The sequence below is a fragment of the Streptomyces sp. NPDC007346 genome, from assembly GCF_040703535.1.
Classification (GTDB): Bacteria; Actinomycetota; Actinomycetes; order Streptomycetales; family Streptomycetaceae; genus Streptomyces.
Map to the genome: position 1 here is coordinate 1 of NZ_JBEYKR010000130.1, position 20,063 is coordinate 20,063.

16 protein-coding genes are annotated in these 20,063 nt (G+C 72.0%); 8 read left to right on the plus strand and 8 right to left on the minus strand.

Annotated elements, in window-relative coordinates; all coding sequences use genetic code 11:
- Positions 1-71 precede the first annotated feature (71 nt).
- Together AB0917_RS26840 and AB0917_RS26845 are read left to right on the plus strand one after the other, a co-directional pair.
- Positions 72-3,842 carry an ABC transporter ATP-binding protein gene (locus AB0917_RS26840; protein WP_366822262.1) on the plus strand — a complete coding sequence of 1,257 codons (3,771 nt, stop codon included), beginning with the start codon at positions 72-74 and terminating at the stop codon, positions 3,840-3,842.
- Positions 3,839-4,873, plus strand: a complete 1,035-nt coding sequence (locus AB0917_RS26845; RefSeq protein WP_366822246.1) for an aldo/keto reductase — start codon at positions 3,839-3,841, stop codon at positions 4,871-4,873. The genes AB0917_RS26840 and AB0917_RS26845 overlap by 4 nt, the downstream gene beginning before the upstream one ends.
- Before the next feature lie 27 nt (positions 4,874-4,900).
- Here AB0917_RS26845 and AB0917_RS26850 read toward each other — a convergent pair whose 3' ends face one another.
- The gene (locus AB0917_RS26850) at positions 4,901-5,980 is read right to left on the minus strand and encodes a glycoside hydrolase family 5 protein (protein ID WP_366822247.1); all 1,080 of its coding nucleotides are present in this window, start codon (positions 5,978-5,980) and stop codon (positions 4,901-4,903) included.
- Positions 5,981-6,088: 108 nt separating this feature from the next.
- Between AB0917_RS26850 and AB0917_RS26855 the strand changes: the two genes are divergently transcribed.
- Entirely contained in the window at positions 6,089-6,325 is a 237-nt protein-coding gene (locus AB0917_RS26855; RefSeq protein WP_366822248.1) for a hypothetical protein, read from the plus strand.
- 136 nt (positions 6,326-6,461) lie between these two features.
- On the opposite strand, the gene AB0917_RS26860 is transcribed toward AB0917_RS26855, so the two are convergent.
- Positions 6,462-7,523, minus strand: a complete 1,062-nt coding sequence (locus tag AB0917_RS26860) for a hypothetical protein (RefSeq protein ID WP_366822249.1) — start codon at positions 7,521-7,523, stop codon at positions 6,462-6,464.
- 244 nt (positions 7,524-7,767) lie between these two features.
- A complete protein-coding gene (locus tag AB0917_RS26865; protein WP_366822250.1) occupies positions 7,768-8,163 on the minus strand; it encodes a VOC family protein in 396 nt (131 codons plus the stop codon).
- 89 nt (positions 8,164-8,252) lie between these two features.
- Between AB0917_RS26865 and AB0917_RS26870 the strand changes: the two genes are divergently transcribed.
- Together AB0917_RS26870 and AB0917_RS26875 are read left to right on the plus strand one after the other, a co-directional pair.
- Complete coding sequence (locus tag AB0917_RS26870; protein ID WP_366822251.1) at positions 8,253-9,758, plus strand: MFS transporter; 1,506 nt, start codon at positions 8,253-8,255, stop codon at positions 9,756-9,758.
- Positions 9,755-10,792 carry a glutathione S-transferase C-terminal domain-containing protein gene (locus tag AB0917_RS26875; RefSeq protein WP_366822252.1) on the plus strand — a complete coding sequence of 346 codons (1,038 nt, stop codon included), beginning with the start codon at positions 9,755-9,757 and terminating at the stop codon, positions 10,790-10,792. The genes AB0917_RS26870 and AB0917_RS26875 overlap by 4 nt, the downstream gene beginning before the upstream one ends.
- A 7-nt stretch (positions 10,793-10,799) precedes the next feature.
- On the opposite strand, the gene AB0917_RS26880 is transcribed toward AB0917_RS26875, so the two are convergent.
- On the minus strand, positions 10,800-11,681 hold the full coding sequence (locus AB0917_RS26880; RefSeq protein ID WP_366822253.1) for a DMT family transporter: 882 nt from the start codon (positions 11,679-11,681) through the stop codon (positions 10,800-10,802).
- 233 nt (positions 11,682-11,914) lie between these two features.
- A complete protein-coding gene (locus AB0917_RS26885) occupies positions 11,915-12,757 on the minus strand; it encodes a helix-turn-helix transcriptional regulator (protein ID WP_366822254.1) in 843 nt (280 codons plus the stop codon).
- A 134-nt stretch (positions 12,758-12,891) separates the two neighbouring features.
- On the opposite strand from AB0917_RS26885, the gene AB0917_RS26890 reads away from it, so the two are divergent.
- Positions 12,892-14,568 carry an AMP-binding protein gene (locus AB0917_RS26890; protein WP_366822255.1) on the plus strand — a complete coding sequence of 559 codons (1,677 nt, stop codon included), beginning with the start codon at positions 12,892-12,894 and terminating at the stop codon, positions 14,566-14,568.
- Positions 14,565-16,175, plus strand: coding sequence for an AMP-binding protein (locus tag AB0917_RS26895; RefSeq protein ID WP_366822257.1), 1,611 nt, complete (start codon positions 14,565-14,567; stop codon positions 16,173-16,175). The genes AB0917_RS26890 and AB0917_RS26895 overlap by 4 nt, the downstream gene beginning before the upstream one ends.
- A 60-nt stretch (positions 16,176-16,235) precedes the next feature.
- Here the strand turns inward: AB0917_RS26895 and AB0917_RS26900 are convergent, their stop codons facing one another.
- The 3 genes from AB0917_RS26900 to AB0917_RS26910 all read right to left on the minus strand — a co-directional run bounded on the left by AB0917_RS26900 (position 16,236) and on the right by AB0917_RS26910 (position 17,861).
- Positions 16,236-16,433, minus strand: coding sequence for a hypothetical protein (locus AB0917_RS26900; protein WP_366822258.1), 198 nt, complete (start codon positions 16,431-16,433; stop codon positions 16,236-16,238).
- A gap of 9 nt (positions 16,434-16,442) precedes the next feature.
- On the minus strand, positions 16,443-17,060 hold the full coding sequence (locus tag AB0917_RS26905; RefSeq protein WP_366822259.1) for a GNAT family N-acetyltransferase: 618 nt from the start codon (positions 17,058-17,060) through the stop codon (positions 16,443-16,445).
- 90 nt (positions 17,061-17,150) lie between these two features.
- Positions 17,151-17,861, minus strand: a complete 711-nt coding sequence (locus AB0917_RS26910; protein ID WP_366822260.1) for a hypothetical protein — start codon at positions 17,859-17,861, stop codon at positions 17,151-17,153.
- Positions 17,862-18,146: 285 nt separating this feature from the next.
- Here AB0917_RS26910 and gcl point away from each other — a divergent pair, with 285 nt between their 5' ends.
- Entirely contained in the window at positions 18,147-19,931 is a 1,785-nt protein-coding gene (gene gcl, locus AB0917_RS26915) for a glyoxylate carboligase (RefSeq protein WP_366822261.1), read from the plus strand.
- Positions 19,932-20,063 lie beyond the last annotated feature (132 nt).

Consider the following 20,063-nt stretch of genomic DNA (forward strand, 5'->3'; position numbering starts at 1 on the left):
GGCAGCAGCCGGGGGCCGGCACCGCCCAGCCGCCCGAAGCGGCACCGCCCGCGCCCGGCTGGGCCCGGCGGCTGTTCGCCTACTGCCTGCGCCACCGCACCGACCTGTTCCTCGCCTTCGGCGCCGCACTCGTCGCCGCCGTCGCCACCGCCACCCTGCCCCTGGTCCTGCGCCACGTCGTGGACGGGGTCGCCGGCTCCACCACCGCCTCCCTCACCCCCTGGATCGGCCTGCTCGCCGCGCTCGGCGCCGTACGCTTCGGCGCCAGCTTCACCCGCCGCTACCGCTCCGGGCGGCTCTCCCTCGGCGTCCAGTACGACCTGCGCAACGACGCCTTCGCCGCCCTCCTGCGGCTCGGCGGCGCCCAGCAGGACGGGCTGCGCACCGGGCAGGTGGTGAGCCGGTCCATCTCCGACATCACCCTCATCCAGACGCTGCTCCAGTTCCTGCCGAACCTCACGGGCAACGCCCTGATGTTCGTCATCTCGCTGGTCTTCATGGCCTGGCTCTCCCCCCTGCTCACCGTCGTCGCGCTGGTCGTGGGACCGCTGCTCTACGCCATCGCGCTGCGCAGCCGCCGCGACCTCTTCCCCGCCAACTGGCACGCCCAGCAGGAGGCCGCCGAGGTCGCCTCCACCGTCGAGGCGACCGTCTCCGGCGTCCGGGTCGTCAAGGGCTTCGGCCAGGAGAGCCGGGAGCTGACCGGACTGGAGGAGCGCGCCCGTACCCTGTTCGCCTCCCGGCTGCGGGTCGTCCGCTTCACCAGCCGCTACAACCCGGCGCTCCAGGCGGTCCCCGCCCTCGGCCAGGTGGCCGTCCTGGCGCTGGGCGGCTGGATGGCCCTGCACGGCCGGATCTCGCTCGGCACCTTCCTCGCCTTCACCACCTACCTGGGCTCCTTCGTCACCCCCGTACGCCAGGTCGCCACCCTGCTCACCGTCTGGCAGCAGGCCAGGGCCGGCGCCGAACGCGTCCTGGAGGTCGTCGACGAGGCCCCCGTCATCACCGACGCGCCGGGCGCCCGCGAACTGCCCGACGACCCCGAGCACCCGCCCGCCCTCGCCTGGCGGGACGTCACCTTCGGGTACGGGGACGAGGCGCCGCTCCTGGACGGCTTCACGCTCGACGTCCGCCCCGGCGAGACCGTCGCCCTGATCGGCTCCGCGGGCTCGGGCAAATCCACCGCCGCCGCCCTGCTGCCCCGGTTCTACGACGTACCCTCCGGATCGGTCACCGTCGGCGGCACCGACGTGCGCGAGCTGTCCCTCGCCTCGCTCCGCTCCCGGATCGGCTACGTCTTCGAGGGGAGCCTGCTGCTCTCCGACACCGTGCGCGCCAACATCGCCTACGGCGCACCGGAGGCCACAGACGAACAGATCCGCGAGGCGGCCAGGATCGCCCGCGCCGACGAGTTCATCGAACGCCTCCCCAAGGGGTACGACACCGTCGTCGGCGAACAGGGCCTCACCCTCTCCGGCGGCCAGCGCCAGCGCATCGCGCTCGCCCGCGCCCTGGCCGCGGACCCGGCCGTCCTCGTCCTGGACGACGCCACCTCCGCCATCGACGCCCGGGTGGAGGCCCAGATCCACGCCCGGCTGCACGAGGCGACCCGCCGCCGTACGACGCTGATCGTCGCGCACCGCCGCTCCACCCTGGAGCTGGCCGACCGGATCGCGGTGCTCGACGGCGGCCGCGTCACCGACACCGGGACCCTGGACGAACTCCGCTCCCGCTCCGCCCTGTTCCGTACGCTGCTCTCCACGGCCGAGCCCACCGCCTCCGAGCCCGTGCCGGAGGCCCCGGCCGGCGGGGTGACCGAGGACCTGTGGCACCGCGAGGCGGCCGGGGCCGCCGACGCCGAGGAGGGCACCGCCGTCCGCGCCGCCCAGGCGCTGGCCGAGGCCGCCGCCACCTCCGGGCCAGGACGCGGTGGACCCGGCGGCGGGGTGCTCGGCTCCGCCCCGCCCAGCCCCGAGCTGATCGCCGGCCTCGCCCGCCTCCCGCTGCCCGAGGCCGACCCCAAGGTGACCACCGCCCAAGCGGTCGCCGCCGACCGGGAGTTCCACCTCGGCACCCTGCTGCGCCCCTTCCGGCTCCCGCTCCTCCTGGGGCTGCTGCTGGTCGCCCTGGACGCGGCGGCGCAGATCGCCGTCCCCGTCCTCGTACGCCACGGGGTGGACCACGGCGTGGCCCGGCAGGCCGGGGGAGTCCTCCTGGCGGCGGCGGCCGCCGCGGGAGTGGTGGTCGCGGTGAACTGGCTGATCGGGGTGGCCCAGGTCCGCACCACCGGACGCACCGGCGAGCGGCTCCTGTACACCCTGCGGGTGAAGACCTTCGCCCAGCTCCAGCGGCTCGGCCTGGACTACTACGAGCGCGAGCTCGGCGGCCGGATCATGACCCGGATGACCACGGACGTGGACGCCCTGTCCAACTTCCTCCAGACCGGCCTGATCACCGCCGTCGTCAGCCTGCTGACCGTCCTCGGCGTCCTGGTCACCCTGCTGGTCATCGACGCGGGCCTCGCCGTCGTCCTGCTCGTGGCCCTCCCCGTCCTGATCGGGGCGACCGTCCTCTTCCGCCACTACTCGGTCCCCGCCTACCGGGAGGCCAGGGAGCGCGTCAGCGCGGTCAACGCCTGCCTCCAGGAGAACGTCACCGCCATCCGGGTCACCCAGGCGTTCCGCCGCGAGCAGCACAACGCCCGCGACTTCGCCGAACTGGCCTGGGGGTTCAGGAACTCACGGCTGCGCGCCCAGCGGTACATGGGCACGTTCTTCCCGTTCGTGGAGTTCCTCGGCACCCTGTCGACCGCCGCCGTCCTGGTCGTCGGCGCGGGCCAGGTGCGCTCCGGTGAGCTGAGCGCGGGCACGCTGATCGCCTTCCTCCTCTACGTGGAGCTGTTCTTCTCCCCGATCCAGCAGCTCTCCCAGGTCTTCGACGGCTACCAGCAGGCGGTGATCGGCCTCGGCCGCCTCCGATCCCTGATGCGCACCCCGGCCGGTACACCCGCGGCCGAACAGCCGTTGGCGGTCGGCCGGTTGCGCGGCGACATCGAATTCGACGGGGTCTCCTTCGGTTACGCGGGCGGCGGCGGCCAGGAGGTCCTGCACGGGCTCCGGCTCCGCATCGCCCCCGGTGAGACCGTCGCCCTGGTCGGGTCGACCGGCGCGGGCAAGTCCACCGTCGTCAAGCTGCTGGCCCGCTTCTACGACCCGACCGCCGGGACCGTACGCGTCGACGGCCACGACCTGCGCGACCTCGACCTGGCCGGCTACCGGCGCCGGCTCGGACTCGTCCCCCAGGAGCCCCACCTCTTCAGCGGCACCGTGCGGGACGCCATCGCCTACGGGCGCCCCGACGCCACCGACGCCGAGGTGGAGAGCGCCGCCCGAGCGGTCGGCGCGCACGAGATGATCGCCGGGCTCCGGCTCGGCTACCTCCAGCAGGTGGGGGAGCGGGGCCGCAACCTGTCCGCCGGACAGCGCCAGCTCCTCGCCCTGGCCCGTGCCGAACTCGTCGACCCGGACGTCCTGTTGCTCGACGAGGCCACCGCCTCGCTCGACCTGGCCACCGAACGCCGGGTCGCCGCGGCGACGGACGCCCTGTGCCGCCGCCGTACGACCGTGGTCGTCGCCCACCGGCTGACCACCGCCGCCCGCGCCGACCGCGTGGTCGTCCTCGACGCCGGAGCCGTCGTCGAGAGCGGCACCCACACCGAACTCCTCGCGGCGCGGGGCCCGTACCACCGCCTGTGGGAGGCCTTCCGGCAGACCGGCGGTCCGGTCGCGCCGCAGGACCACCCCGACACCACCATCCAGCTCGTCAAGGAGAGTGCCAGATGACCGAATACCGCAACCTCGGCCGCACCGGCGTCCAGGTCAGCCCCCTCGCCCTGGGCACCATGATGTTCGGCGCCCGGGGCAACACCGATCACGACGACAGCATCCGGATCATCCACCACGCCCTGGACTCCGGTATCAACTTCGTCGACACCGCCGACGTCTACTCGCAGGGCGAGTCGGAGACCATCGTCGGCAAGGCGCTCGCGGGCGGCCGGCGCGACAACGTGGTGCTGGCCACCAAGTTCCACGGCCGGCTGGGCGATGACCCCAACGAGTTCGGCAACAGCCGCCGTTGGATCATCCGCGAGGTGGAGAACAGCCTGCGCCGGCTCTCCACCGACTGGATCGACCTCTACCAGGTCCACCGCCCCGAGCCCGACACCGACTTCGACGAGACGCTCGGCGCCCTGACCGACCTGGTCCGCCAGGGCAAGATCCGCTACATCGGCACCTCCACCTTCGAGCCCTCCGCGATCGTGGAGGGCCAGTGGATCGCCGAACGCCGGGGCCGCGAGCGCGTGGTGGCCGAGCAGCCCCCGTACTCGCTGCTCGCCCGGGGCATCGAGCGCGAGGTGCTGCCGGTGGTGCAGCGGTACGGGCTCGGCGTGCTGTCCTGGAGCCCGCTGGCCGGCGGCTGGCTGACCGGCCGCTACCGCAAGGGCGCCGAGCAGCCGGCCTCCAGCCGCGCCGGGCGCCAGGCCGCCCGCTTCGACATCACCGCGCCGGAGAACGCGGCCAAGCTGGAGGCGGCCGACGCCCTCGCGGTCCTGGCCGAGGAGGCCGGTCTCACCCTGGTCCAACTCGCCCTGGCCTTCGTGCTGGAGCACCCGGCCGTCACCTCGGCGATCATCGGACCGCGCACCTTCGAGCAGCTGGAGAGCCAGCTCGGCGCCGACAAGGTGAGGCTGAGCCGGGACGTCCTCGACCGGATCGACGAGATCGTCCCGCCCGGCACCAACCTGTCGGCGCGCGACGCCGGTTACACCCCGGCGGTCCTCAACGACGCGTCGCTGCGCCGTCGTTCGGTCTGAACCGGGGGCTGACCGGCACGGCCGGGGTCACTGGCGGATGCGCTCGCGGATCCAGACCCCGGCCTCCTTCAGGACCCCGGTCCCCGTCCAGTCGGAGCCGTTGCAGGTGCCGGCCTTGAAGACGGCACCGGAGCGGTGGTCGTCGGAGTAGTTCCAGTTGGTCCAGGAGATCTTCTTGCGCTTCATCAGGTCGAGGTAGCGCTGCGACATCGCGAAGTCGTTCGCGCCCTCGCCCGCGTAGTTCTGCGTCCCGAACTCCGTGACGAAGACGGGCAGTCTGTCGGAGGCTCGGTCCAGGGTGGCGAGGTACTCCTCGCGGTGCGAGGCCGCGTAGAAGTGGAAGGTGTACATGATGTTCGAGGCGCGGACCGGGTTGTTCACGACCTCCGACTCGTTCGAGCCCTCCGAGACGCCGAACGAGGACCAGGCGCGTGTCCCGACCAGGACCACCGCGTCGGGGTCCTGCGCCCGGATCACCGGGATGATCTGCTCGGAGTAGGACTTGATGGCCGACCAGCTCACCCCGGAGGGCTCGTTGGCGATCTCGTAGAGCACGCCCGGATGGTCCTTGTACTTCTTCGCCATCGCGGTGAAGAAGGTCTTGGCCCGTTCCAGGTTGGCGTTCGGGTCGCCCGGCGTGAGCATGTGCCAGTCGATGACCGCGTACATGCCGCGCGCGTGCGCCGCGTCGATGAACTTCTGTGCCCGTGCGGTGAATCCGGCCGGGTCGGTCTCGTACCCGCCCTCCTGTACGTAGGTGGAGACACGCAGCACGTCGGCGCGCCAGTCGGTGGCCAGGGCGTCGAGCGAGCCGTCGGTGACGCACTGGGCGTACCACTGGGTGCCGTGGGTGCTCATGCCGTTGAGGGCGATGGCCTGGCCGGAGGCGTTACAGAGCTGCCGGCCGCAGACGGAGAGCTGTCCGTTGGCCGCGAGCGGGGTCGCGGCGGTGGGGGCGGCGGGTGCCGGGGCGGCGCCGGCCCGGACGGGGGCCAGGAGCGCGGTGACGACGCCGAGCGCGGACGCGGCGAGCAGGGCCTTGCGGGCGAACCTGCGCCGGCCGGCCGTGGGGGTGGGCTCGGTGGGGGGAGTGGGGCGCTGGTGCATGGTGGTGCTCCCTTCGGATGGGGGGTGGGAGACGCCATGGCGGCAGCACTGAAAGTAAAGCTTCCTTCCAATTGGGTCAACAGTGTTGGGAAACTTTCCTGTCTATTGATGGGCGGGTCCACCCGCAAGAGCGCGCGCGAGAGCGAAGGGGCCCCGAAGGAGCCCTTGCCCGCCGCCTGTTGCCGCTGGAGGGCGACGTTCAAGGGCCGCACCGGCTTCGAGGGGACCGCCTTCCGGTCCGCCGCCGACCTCACGGCGACGACCTTCCAGGCGGTCACCGCGTTCGAGGACGCCGTGTTCCACGGCCCCGCCGTCGTCGGGCGCGCGTACTCCGGGTCTACTTGACCGGAATGATGTCTACGTGCAGCTTCGGGTTGGCGATCGGAACGTCAAGGTAGACAGAGAACCGCAAGTCATAGGTGCACTCGCTGCCATCGGCAGGGATTCCCCTGTGCTGAGCCATGGTCCTGGGGTCGGACTCTCACGGGTCGATCGACCTCGTCCCGTCGGCGAAGGACAGTGTTCCCGCCGACCGGTCGCCCCAACTCCAGTCGCCGAAACCGGCACTTGTCCCCTCGACGCGGTACCTGACGCGATAGCAGTCGTACGTCCTGGAACCTCCTTGGTGCCGTGGAGGTGGGCACTTCACGGAGATACGCGTGGTGTAACTCCTGTCCCAGCCCCAGATGCTGTCTTTGCTCAGCCCATTCCCCAGTGATTTCACCGTGCTCTCCTGGGGCCCGGAAAAGTACCACCGGACGTTGTTCTCGCCCGCCTCCGTATCCTTGCGATCGGGCACCCCGGTGGGCGGAGCGTACTCATCCACTTCGGGGTCGGGGGGTGTGGGAATGGTGAGCGACGTGTCGGCCATGTAGTCGTACTCCACCCCTTCCTTGGGCTCGCTCGGCCTCTGCCGGGCGAGCCTCATCCCTCCGCCGGCGGTGGGACATTCCAGGATCCAGCCCATTTTCACCACGACGTCCGACTCGACGCTTCCCTTGATCAGCTTCAGGTTTCCGCCGGGCTCCTTCACCCACTCGTCGGAGACGGATTTCACCTTGAAGTAGACGGGCCGGGCGAGGATGGTCCTTCCGATGAGGGGGACGATCTTGAGTGTGTCGCTGACGCCGAAGGTGACGGTCTCCTGCTTGCCGACCGACTCCCCACTGCTCTCGCCGAACCCGAGCAGGCCGGAGATCGCGCCGTCCGGAAGGAGTGGATACTTCTCCCGCAGGGCGTTCTCCGCCGTCTTCACGGCGATTCCCACTACGGATTTGAGTGTGCTGCGCCAGTCGTCACTGCCGCCGTCGCCCGTGGGAATCGTTTGCGTGGTGGATCGTGTTTCTTCGATCTTCAGCTCGCGGGCTCCTCCTTTCACCTCGATGACTTTTCCCGCGTTCTCGACGTAAATTCCGTGCTTCTGATAGAACGGCAGGGCAACCGCGTACCGGAGGCCGCTGTCGGGAATGTCGTCGGGGCTCGCGAATGAGCCCGCCCCCATCCCGCTCACCCCGGGGCCGTCGATCGTGTGCGACTGAGTCACTTCTCTCACTGTCCCTGTGTCGGATGTTCGGACCATGCGACCGAAGCGGCACGGAGAAGGTGCGCGTCACGTCGCTGACGCCACAGGTCTCTCACACGAGCGGCCGACCGGGAGCCCGGACGCGGAATGATCACTCCCCCGGGGGACCGACCGACTGTGAGACCGCCCTGGCAGCCGCCCAGGCACACCCGGCCGAACGGCAAGGCCGTCAAGGAGACAAGCCATGGCTCCCCGGCCTTGCGCCTCAGCCCGTCGGCAGCGGGTACACCGCCAGGGAGAACGAGTGGCCCGCCGGATCCCCGTACACCCGGACATCGCGCGGACCGCTGTTGCTGTCACCGGTGTCGACGGGCCTGGCCCCGAGCCCGATCGCCTCGCGCTCGGCCTCGTCGATGTCCTCGCTGCTCACCAGGATCCGCAGATGCGCCTGCTGGGAGTCCTCCGGGCGGGGCCAGCTCGGCGGCGCGTAGCCGTGGTCCCGGCGGATCGCCAGCCGGACGCCGTCGTTGCCGACGACCTCCACGAAGTCGGGGTCGGAGCCGACCCGCGCCTCCGCGTCGAGCAGACCGGCGTAGAACTCGGCCAGCTCCATGGGTTCGGCGCAGTCAAGGACGAGGACGCTCGTTTTCTCCACAGTCATGCGGGAACAGGTACCCCCGGCCGTCCCGGACACGCCGTGCCCCGGATGTCCGGATGAGGAAAGACCCGGCGCGACCTAAGGTGCGAACCATGGCACAGAGCGCGGCGCATCCCGGCCCGGCCGGACGCGACGCCGCCCCCGGCGGCCCCGACCCCCGGCGCTGGAAGGCGCTGGCGGTCTGCCTGGTGGCGGGCTTCATGACCCTGCTGGACGTCTCCATCGTCAACGTGGCCCTCCCCTCCATCCGGGAGGGGCTGAACACCCCCGAGTCCGACCTCCAATGGGTGCTCTCCGGCTACGCCCTCGCCTTCGGCCTCTTCCTGATCCCCGCCGGGCGCCTCGGCGACGCGCGGGGCCGCCGGGCCGTCTTCATGGCGGGGCTCGCCCTGTTCACCCTGGCCTCCGCCGCCTGCGGAGCCGCCCAGTCCAGCATGTGGCTGGTCATCGCCCGACTGGTCCAGGGCGTCGCGGGCGGGCTGATCTCCCCGCAGATCTCCGCACTGATCCAGCAGATGTTCTCCGGGCGCGAGCGCGGCCGCGCCTTCGGCATGTTCGGCACGGTCGTCGGGCTCTCCACCGCCGTCGGTCCGCTGCTCGGCGGCCTGCTCATCCAGGCGGCGGGCCCCGACCACGGCTGGCGCTGGGTCTTCTACGTCAACCTCCCGCTCGGCGCCGTCTGCCTCCTGCTGGCCCACCGCCTCCTCCCGGACACCCCCTCCGCGGGCCGGGTCCGCCCGCGCGACCTGGACCCGTTCGGCGTGCTGCTCCTGGGCACCGGTGTGCTGGCCCTGCTGCTGCCGTTCGTCCAGGCCCAGCAGTGGCCGGGGAACGGCAAGTGGCTCCTGATCGTGCTCGCCGCCGCCCTGCTCGGCGCCTTCGTCGCCTGGGAGGCGCGCTGCACGGGCGGCCCCACCCACCCGGTCCTGGACCTCTCGCTGTTCCGGCTGCGCTCCTACTGGCTGGGGTGCCTGCTGATCCTGCTCTACTTCGCCGGGTTCACCTCGATCTTCTTCGTCACGACCCTCTACCTCCAGTCCGGCCTGGGCTACTCCGCCCTCCAGGCCGGACTCGCCATCACCCCCTTCGCCCTCGGATCCGGGCTCACCGCGTCGATCGGCGGCCGGCTCGTCGGGCGGTTCGGCCGCCCGCTGGTGGTGGCCGGACTCACGATGGTCGCCCTCGGCCTCGCGGGCACCGCACTGGCCGTCCACTGGGTCCCCGGCAGCGCCGCGGGATGGGCGATGGCCGCCCCGCTGCTCCTCGCCGGCCTCGGCAGCGGCCTGGTGATCGCCCCGAACCAGACGCTGACCCTGGCGGAGATCCCCGTACACCGGGCCGGCAGCGCCGGGGGCACCCTCCAGACCGGCCAGCGGGTCGGCTCCGCGATCGGGATCGCCGCCGTGGGCGCGGTCTTCTTCGCCCAGGTCGGTCCGGAGGGCTGGGCGGACGCCTACGACCACGGCCTGATCGTCTCGGTCGCCTTCGTCCTGGCCGCACTGATCGTGGCACTGGCCGACGTCGGAGCCGACCGGCGGGGCAGACGACGGGAACAGAGCAAGCCCACCGACAGCGACCCATCGAGGAGCACGGCATGAGCGACACGTCAGCCCAGAGTGCAGGGAGCGACGGCAACACCTCCTACGGCCACAAGCCGTTCAAGCGGTCCCGCAGCCACTTCGCCGACCGGATCACCGCCGACGGGCGCGACGGATGGCCCGTCGAGGCCGGCCGCTACCGGCTCGTCGTCAGCCGGGCCTGCCCCTGGGCCAGCCGCTCCCTGGTCTCCCGGCGCCTCCTCGGCCTGGAGGACGCCCTCCCCCTCGCCGTCACCGACCCCATCCAGGACGACCGCAGCTGGCGCTTCACCCTGGACCCCGGCGGCAAGGACCCGGTGCTGGGCATCCGCTACCTGAGCGAGGCGTACGACGCCCGGGAACGCGACTACCCCGGCGGTGTCAGCGTCCCCGCGATCGTCGACGTACCGAGCGGCAAGCTGGTCACCAACGACTACCAGCAGATCACCCTGGACCTCGCCACCGAGTGGACCGCGTTGCACCGCCCCGGCGCCCCCGACCTCTACCCCGAGCCGCTGCGCGCGGAGATCGACGAGGTCATGGAGGGCATCTACCGGGACATCAACAACGGCGTTTACAAGGCCGGGTTCGCCAGCGGCCAGGAGGAGTACGACGAGGCGTACGCGGCCCTCTTCGCCCGCCTCGACCAGGTCTCCGCCCGCCTCGCGGACCGCCGCTACCTGGTCGGCGACACCATCACCGAGGCCGACATCCGCCTCTTCACCACCCTGGTCCGCTTCGACGCGGTCTACCACGGCCACTTCAAGTGCAACCGTACGAAGATCACCGAGGACCCCGTCCTGTGGGCGTACATCCGCGACCTCTACCAGACCCCCGGGTTCGGGGACACGGTCGACTTCGACCACATCAAGCGCCACTACTACCAGGTGCACACGGGCATCAACCCGACCGGCATCGTCCCCGACGGCCCCGACCTCTCCGGCTGGACCACCCCGCACCACCGCGAACAGCTCGGTGGCCGCCCGTTCGGTGACGGCACACCCCCCGGGCCCGTACGGGAGAGCGAGAAGGTCACCCCCATCGACCAGGTCTGACCCGGGCTCAGCGCACCCGGGGCCGAGTCGGTCGGGGCGCGAGCGTGTCGGTGGCGAGGGAGGAACGGGCCAGCACCACACAGCCCGCCCCGATCAGCCCCAGCCCGGCCAGCTCGGGCAGCAGCCACCAGCCGGTGCGCAGCTCCTCCTCGAAGAGCGTCACCCCGTACAGGATGCTGATCAGCGCGTCCCCCAGCGTCAGCATCGGCTGCACGGCCACCAGGCTGCCCGCGTGCAGGGCGTTCTGGAGCAGGAAGAGGGCGCCCACCCCGGCCACCGCCGTCGCGTAGAGCTGCCAGGAGGTCAGCAGCGCGACGGCCCCGCCCCCCGGGCCGAGGTGCGCCACGGCGTCCTTCATCAGCGCCGCCGTCAGCGCGTAGCCGCAGGCGGCGGCCAGCCCCAGCAGGGCCGCCCGGGTGTTGCCGCGCGCCCGCAGCGCGGCGACGACCAGCACCGCCTCGAACGCCCCGGTCAGCAGCAGCGCCGGGACCCAGTCCGCACCCCGCACGACGTCGGTCCCGTCGACCGGCGCGGCCGAGGCGAGCCCGAGCGCGAGACCGGCGGTCACCGCGGCGACGCCGTACCAGACCGTGCGCGGCGCCCGCACCCGCATCAGCCACCCGGCCACCAGCAGCGTCGCGGGCAGCTCGATGACGAAGATCGGCTGCACCACCGAGATCGGCCCGGTCGCCAGCGCCACCGCCTGGCAGAGCGCCGCCACGATCACCAGCGCGATCCCGCCCAGCCACACCTTCTGGCGCATCAGGTGGCCGATGAGGGAGAGGTGCAGCGCCTTGCTGTCGGGCACCTCCATCGCCGCCCGGCGCTGGAGCACCGAGGCGGAACCGTTGCTGAGGGCGGTCAGGACGGCGAAGAGGACACTGATCACCGGTTCATCATGGAACGGGCGGACCCGGGGCGCGCGGTGCGCGGGGCAGGCGGGCGTAACGCCTGTCCCCGGCCGTCGCGACCGGGCTTCGCGGCGTGAGTCGGAGTGAGTCGGAGTGAGTCGGCGTGGGTCGGAGTGAGGGGGAGTGAGGGGGACAGGGCGCGCGGCACCCGGGGCCTTCGGGTGCTCGGCGCCTTCGGCCCCCGCAGGCCGGGCCTCCCGGGAGCCCCCTCCTACGGCAGCAGCCCCGCCCGCCGGGCCGCCACCACCGCCTCCAGCCGGGTGTGCGCCCCCAGCTTGCGCATGGCCGAGCGCAGATACCCCTTCACCGTCTCGGGCCGCAGCCCCAGCTGCCGGGCGGCCGCCGCGTTCGTCGCGCCCGCCGCCACGCACGCCACGACGTCCACCTCGCGCGGCGCCAGCCGCACCTCCCGGGCCGCCGGGGCCCGCGCCCCGGACGCCGAGGCGAGGCGCCCGCAGACGCCGAGCAGCTCGTCGCGGAGGGCCGGGTCGGCCACCCTCGGCACCAGGGAGCGCAGCTCCCGATGGGCCTCGCGCACGTCCTCCCAGGCGCCCGGGGCCGTACCGGGACCGTCCACCTGCTCCCGGGTCAGGGCGAGCAGCTGCCGCACCTCGTCGCGGACCGCGAGCGCCTGCTCCACGTCACGGGCGGCCGCGACCACCGCGTCGAACGTCCGGTCCCCGAGGCTCACCGGCGTGCGCAGCGCCCCGTACAGCACGCCCCGCACCGCCCGCCGTACGACGACGGGGACCGCGACGACCGAACGCAGCCCCTCCGCCGCCACCGCGCCGTCGTACTCGTGGCTGATGTGGCGCGAGGCGGGGTAGTCCGTCACCGCGCAGGGGCGGGCCAGCGCGATGGCCTTGCCGCCGAGGCCGCTCCCGGCCGAGACGACCAGACCGCGCAACGCGCTGGTCTGCGCCCCGTTCAGCTGTCCGATCCGGGCGTGGCGGGCGTCGGACAGCAGGCCGCCGAAGGCGACCGGCAGCCCGCTCGTACGGCGCAGCCCCGCCAGCGCCGCCTGCATCTCGACCGCATCGACCGGTTCCGGCACTCCGACGCCTCCCCACCCGGTCCGCGCCGCTCCCCGTCCGGGGGAGCGAACCACCCCCGTCCGGGGGTGGTGAGACCTGGGTCACTGTTTACATGATGTCAATCGACCGGTCAGGTCCGCAACGAGGAGGGCATATGCCGGCAACGAGTGCGACGGAGACGTTCCGGGCCGCCCGGGACTTCCTGCTGGAACACCGCGAGGACTACGACACCGCCTACGCGGGATTCCGCTGGCCCAGGGCCGACCACTTCAACTGGGCGCTGGACTGGTTCGACGTCATCGCCGAGGACAACGACCGCACCGCCCTGCACATCGTGGAGGAGGACGGCCGGCGCACCGAGGTCTCCTTCGCGGCCATGTCCGAGCGCTCCGACCGGACCGCCAACTGGCTGCGGGAGCAAGGGGTCCGGGAGGGCGACCGCATCCTCGTGATGCTCGGCAACCAGGTGGAGCTGTGGGAGAGCGCGCTCGCCGCGATGAAGCTGCGCGCCGTCGTCATCCCCGCCACCCCGCTGCTCGGCCCCGCCGACCTGCGCGACCGGGTGGAGCGCGGCCGGGTGCGCCATGTGCTCGTGCGGGACGCGGACACCGGGAAGTTCGACGAGGTGCCGGGGGAGTACACCCGGATCGCGGTGGGCGATGAGGTGGCGGGCTGGCGGCCGTACGCGGAAGCGGCCGACGCCCCGGCCGGCTTCACGCCCGGACGGGCGACGGGCGCCGACGAGCCGCTGATGCTGTACTTCACCTCCGGCACCACCGCCCGGCCCAAACTCGTCGAGCACTCCCATGTGTCCTATCCCGTGGGCCACTTGTCGACGATGTACTGGATCGGGCTCCGGCCCGGCGACGTCCACCTCAACATCTCCTCGCCCGGCTGGGCCAAGCACGCCTGGTCCAACCTCTTCGCCCCGTGGACCGCCGAGGCCACCGTCTTCATTTTCAACTACACCCGCTTCGACGCGTCCCGGCTGATGGCCGAGATGGACCGCTCGGGCATCACCAGCTTCTGCGCCCCGCCCACGGTCTGGCGGATGCTCATCCAGGCGGACCTGTCGCAGCTGAAGCTCCCGCCGCGCGAGGTCGTCGCGGCGGGGGAGCCGCTGAACCCGGAGGTCATCGAGACGGTCCGGCGGGAGTGGGGGGTGACCATCCGGGACGGCTTCGGCCAGACGGAGACCGCCGTCCAGGTCGCCAACACCCCCGGCCAGCGCCTCAAGACCGGCTCCATGGGCCGCCCGAGCCCCGGCTTCACCGTGGAGCTGCTCGACCCGGTCACCGGCCGCCCCGGGGCGGCGGAGGGCGAGATCTCCCTCGACCTCGCCGACCGCCCCGTCGGCCTGATGACCGGCTACCACGGCGACCCGGACCGCACCGCCGAGGCGATGGCCGGCGGCTACTACCGTACGGGCGACATCGGGGCGCGCGACGAGGACGGCTACATCACCTACGTGGGCCGCGCCGACGACGTCTTCAAGTCCTCCGACTACAAGATCTCGCCGTTCGAGCTGGAGAGCGCCCTTTTGGAGCACGAGGCGGTCGCCGAGGCCGCCGTCGTGCCCGCCCCCGACCCGCTCCGCCTCTCCGTCCCGAAGGCGTACGTCGTGCTGGCGGAGGGGTGGGAGCCGGGTCCGGAGACCGCGAAGGCCCTCTTCGAGCACTCGCGGGCGACCCTCGCCCCGTACAAACGCCTGCGCAGGCTGGAGTTCGCCGACCTGCCCAAGACCGTCTCCGGCAAGATCCGCCGCATCGAGCTGCGCGAACGCACCGCCCTGGGCACCGGCACCGAGTTCGACGAAGGGGACCTGAAGTGAGCAGCAGCCTGTCCTACGCGCACGGCACCGGCACCACCGCCCTGCTCGGCGACACCATCGGCCGCAACCTGGACCGTGCGATCACCGCCCACGGGGACCGGGAGGCCCTGGTCGACGTGGTCTCCGGACGCCGCTGGACCTACACGGAGTTCGGCGCCGACGTCGAGGAACTGGCCCGCGCGCTGATGGCGTCGGGGGTGGAGAAGGGCGACCGGGTCGGCATCTGGGCGGTCAACTGCCCCGAGTGGGTGCTCCTCCAGTACGCCACCGCCCGCATCGGCGCCGTCATGGTCACCATCAACCCCGCCTACCGGGCGCACGAGCTGGAGTTCGTCCTCGACCAGGCCGGTGTCCGTCTGCTGGTCGCCTCCCTGGCCCACCGCACCAGCGACTACCGCGCCCTGGTCGGCCAGGTGCGGGGCAACTGCCCGTCCCTGCGGGCCGTCCACCACATCGGGGACCCGTCCTGGGCCGAGCTGACCGCGAGAGCCCCGGCCGTCACCCCCGCGCAACTGGCGGCGCGTGAGGCCGAGCTGTCCTGCGACGACCCCGTCAACATCCAGTACACCTCGGGCACCACCGGCTTCCCCAAGGGGGCCACCCTCTCCCACCACAACATCCTCAACAACGGTTATTCCGTCGGGGAGATGATCGCCTACACGGAAGCCGACCGGGTCTGTCTGCCGGTCCCCTTCTACCACTGCTTCGGCATGGTGATGGGCAACCTCGCCATCACCTCGCACGGCGCCTGCATGGTGATCCCGGGGCCGTCCTTCGAGCCCGCCGCCGTGCTGGCCGCCGTCGAGCAGGAGCGCTGCACCTCGCTCTACGGCGTCCCCACCATGTTCATCGCCGAGCTGAACCTCCCGGACTTCTCCCGCTACGACCTCTCCTCGCTCCGGACCGGGATCATGGCCGGCTCCCCCTGCCCGGTCGAGGTGATGAAGCGGGTGGTCGCCGAGATGCACATGGACGAGGTGTCCATCTGCTACGGAATGACGGAGACCTCGCCCGTCTCCACCCAGACCCGCCGCGACGACGACCTGGAGCGGCGCACCGGCACGGTGGGCCGCGTGCTGCCGCACATCGAGATCAAGGTCGTCGACCCGGCGACCGGCACCACGGTGGAGCGCGGCAGCGCGGGCGAACTGTGCACCCGGGGCTACAGCGTCATGCTCGGCTACTGGGACCAGCCCGACCGCACCGCCGAAGTGATCGACGCGGGCCGCTGGATGCACACCGGGGACCTCGCGGTGATGCGCGAGGACGGTTACGTCCAGGTCGTCGGCCGGATCAAGGACATGATCATCAGGGGCGGCGAGAACGTGTACCCGAGGGAGATCGAGGAGTTCCTGCACGGCCACCCGAAGATCGCCGACGTCCAGGTGGTCGGCGTGCCGGACGAGCGGTACGGGGAGGAGATCCTGGCCTGCGTCATCCCCCGGGACCCGGCCGACCCGCCGGTCCTGGAGGAGATCACCGCGTACTGCCGGGAGCGGTTGGCCCACTACAAGATCCCGCGCGGGCTGCGGGTCCTCGACTCCTTCCCGATGACGGTGAGCGGGAAGGTCCGCAAGATCGAGCTGCGGGAGACGTACGGCGGCTGAGCGCCGTACGACGGCTGCCACGGGGGCACCCCGGCCGGTCGCCCCGGGCGGGGCGACCGGTCAGGCGGCTTCGATGATGTCGGAGCCGTCCGACCGGGTCGCCGCCGCCCACTCGATGAGCAGCACCTCGTACGTCGCGGACTCCACGGCGGACCAGTCCTGGCCCGCACGCGAGTCGACGAGCGCGCGGATGGCTTCGTTCGCCTGGGCGGCGGACGCGACGGCGGGCTGCACGGTATGACGTGGAGTTAAATCCATGCCCTTAGCTTACGGGGCGCCACTGACAGCGACCGAAGCCGGTGCCGTGGCCGAGGCCTGGGCCGCCGACTGCGGGGCCGGCACCGACGGGGTGGACGGCCGGGCCGGCAGGAGGTCGCGCCGCATGCAGACCCGCGGCCAGCGGTCCAGGCCGTGCTGCGCCTCCTCCCCGCGGATCGTGCGCAGCCCGTCGGTGAGCTCGCTCTCGGGCAGCACCCGGAAGCCGATGCGTGTGTAGTACGGGGCGTTCCACGGCACATCGGTGAACGTGGTCAGGGTGAGCGCGGTGAGGCCCTGTTCGGGGGCGAGCGTGGCGAGGCGGTCGATCAGGGCGCGGCCGATGCCCCGGCGGGCCGCCACCGGGTCCACCGAGATCTGCTCGATGTGCAGGGCCCCGTCGACGGGGTCGGCGATCACATAGCCGAGCGGCCGGTCGCCGGTGGCGGAGAGGGGGTCGGTGGCCACCCAGCACCGTCCGGCCCGCCGGTAGCTCTCCAGCAGGTCGAGCGGGGGCGGATCGTCGTCGGCCACGGAATGCATGCCGAGGGCGCGGAAGGGTTCCCCTGCGGCACGCTCGATGTCCTGGAGAAGGCGGAGATCGGAGCGTCTGGCGGAGCGGATACGCATGTACTCAGTGTGCCGCGCCAGGCGGGGCGCCGGTACGGAGTGGCCCGAAAACGCCCTCCGGGGAACGGCTCGGCGTCCGGGCCCCGACGCTCAGGCCCCGGTGCTGACCAGCTCGTCCGCCGGGCTGTTCACCGGCTGCGGCGCCCCGGTGAGGTCCATGACGAAGAGCGGAAGGCCGATACCGTCCGCCCGGCCCCGCGCCTGGGCGTCGTACCCCGCGAGCGAGAAGAACACCCCGGCCGCCGACGCCCCCAGGGCGTTGAGCCAGAGGCACTCCACGGCGCGCAGCCCCACCGGCCGGGTCGTGGCGTCCACCTGGGCGACGAGGCCGATGGCCCGCAGGTCGATCCCGCCCGCGGTGCGCGTCCGCACCCTGGCCACCTCGCGGTAGCCCAGCCAGGTCAGATAGAGGGCGGCCGCGCTCACCGCGTCGTGCCCGGTGCGGATCGTCCGGGGCCGGAACGAGGGGCGCGGATGGGCGGCGGTGCGCGGCAGCGGGATGTGCGTCGGGGCGGCGGGACCTGCCGGGGGAGCGGGCTCGCCCACCGGCCGCACCGGTATCCGCAGCAGGGCCCCGCACGGGCAGCAGAGCTCCGGCTGGGGCCACTGGTCCCGCCGGTCGCAGGCCGTGCAGCGGACGGTGACCCAGTCCTCGTCCCAGGTGCGCCGGGTGACCGGGACCACCGGGGCGCCGGGCAGCAGCGGAGGGGCGGTGGGCGCTCCGCACGGACATGGGTAGGCCGGGGCGACGTAGGCATGGTCCTGGCCGCAGACCGGGCACCGTACCGGCACGGACTTCACGATCGCCTCCCTCCGGCACGGACGCGTGGAACGGCTGCGCTCCGTGCTTCCCTCGTCACCCCATCGTCCATCAGGAGCGAGGTTCTGGGGAGGGAATCGGCGTACTTCATGCCGAACGGGGAGGAGACCGCTCCTGCGCGGGGCGCGGCCGCGTGCTCTTGACGGCGTCCGCACCGCGTCCTAGATTACTTCCGTATAGCAGAACCTAGTTTCCGTAATGCGGAATTGGTGCTCTCAGGTGGCGCGACAGAGCCCGACTCCACCAATCCCGAGCAGGAGCACTCAATGCCTCGTATGACCGCTGCCCGTGCGGCAGTCGAGATCCTCAAGCGCGAAGGCGTCAGCAACGCGTTCGGTGTGCCGGGTGCGGCGATCAACCCCTTCTACGCGGCCCTCAAGGCCTCCGGCGGGGTGCACCACACACTGGCCCGGCACGTCGAGGGCGCCTCCCACATGGCGGAGGGCTACACCCGGGCGAAGGCCGGCAACATCGGCGTCTGCATCGGTACGTCGGGTCCGGCGGGCACCGACATGATCACCGGTCTGTACTCCGCCATCGCCGACTCCGTCCCGATCCTGTGCATCACGGGCCAGGCCCCGACCGCCGTCCTGCACAAGGAGGACTTCCAGGCCGTCGACATCGCCTCGATCGCGGGGCCGGTCACCAAGGCGGCGACCACCGTCCTGGAGGCCGCCCAGGTCCCCGGCGTCTTCCAGCAGGCCTTCCACCTGATGCGCACCGGCCGCCCCGGCCCGGTCCTCATCGACCTGCCGATCGACGTCCAGCTCACCGAGATCGAGTTCGACCCCGAGCTGTACGAGCCCCTCCCGGTGCACAAGCCCGCCGCCTCCCGCAAGCAGATCGAGCGGGCCGTGGAGCTGCTGAACGCCTCGGAGCGCCCGCTGCTCGTCGCGGGCGGCGGCATCATCAACGCCGACGCCTGCGAACTGCTCGTGGAGTTCGCCGAGTTGACCGGTGTCCCCGTCGTCCCGACCCTGATGGGCTGGGGCATCCTCCCCGACGACCACGAGCTGAACGCCGGGATGGTCGGGCTCCAGACCTCGCACCGCTACGGCAACGCGAACTTCCTGGAGTCCGACTTCGTCCTCGGCATCGGCAACCGCTGGGCCAACCGCCACACCGGCAAGCTGGACGTCTACACCCGGGGCCGCACCTTCGTCCACGTCGACATCGAGCCCACCCAGCTCGGCAGGATCTTCGCCCCCGACCTCGGCATCGCCTCCGACGCCAGGGCCGCGCTGGAGCTCTTCGTCGAGGTGGCACGCGAGCTGAAGGCCGCGGGCAGGCTCAAGGACCGCTCGGCCTGGGCCGCCTCCACCCAGGAGCGCAAGGCCACCCTCCAGCGCCGCACCCACTTCGACGACGTGCCGCTCAAGCCGCAGCGCGTCTACGAGGAGATGAACCGGGCGTTCGGCCCCGAGACCCGTTACGTCACCACCATCGGGCTCTCCCAGATCGCCGGCGCGCAGATGCTGCACGTCTACCGGCCGCGCCACTGGATCAACTGCGGCCAGGCGGGCCCCCTCGGCTGGACGATCCCCGCCGCCCTGGGCGTCGCCACCGCGGACCCCGAGGGCGCGGTCGTCGCCCTCTCCGGCGACTACGACTTCCAGTTCATGCTGGAGGAGCTGGCCGTCGGCGCCCAGCACCGCATCCCCTACGTCCACGTCCTGGTGAACAACTCCTACCTGGGGCTCATCCGCCAGGCGCAGCGCAACTTCGACATCGACTTCCAGGTCAACCTGGAGTTCGAGAACCTGAACTCCCCGGAGTTGGGCGCCTACGGCGTCGACCACGTCAAGGTCGTCGAGGGACTCGGCTGCAAGGCGATCCGGGTCACCGACCCGGACCAGCTGCTGCCGGCCTTCGAGGAGGCGAAGAAGCTCGCCGCGGAGTTCCGGGTCCCGGTCGTCGTGGAGGCGATCCTGGAGCGGGTCACCAACATCGCGATGAGCGGCACCGACATCGCCTCGGTCAACGAGTTCGAGGACATCGCCACGGACCCGTCCCACGCCCCCACCGCGATCCGCCCACTGACGGTGTCCTGACCCCACCCACCACCACGAAGGCCCCCGCCCCCGGATTCCTCCCGGGGGCGGGGGCCTTCGCATACCCAGCCCGCCGGCACCCCCGGCACCCCCAGCCAGCCCGGCGTTTGTGGACGGAACCCTGGCGGTGGT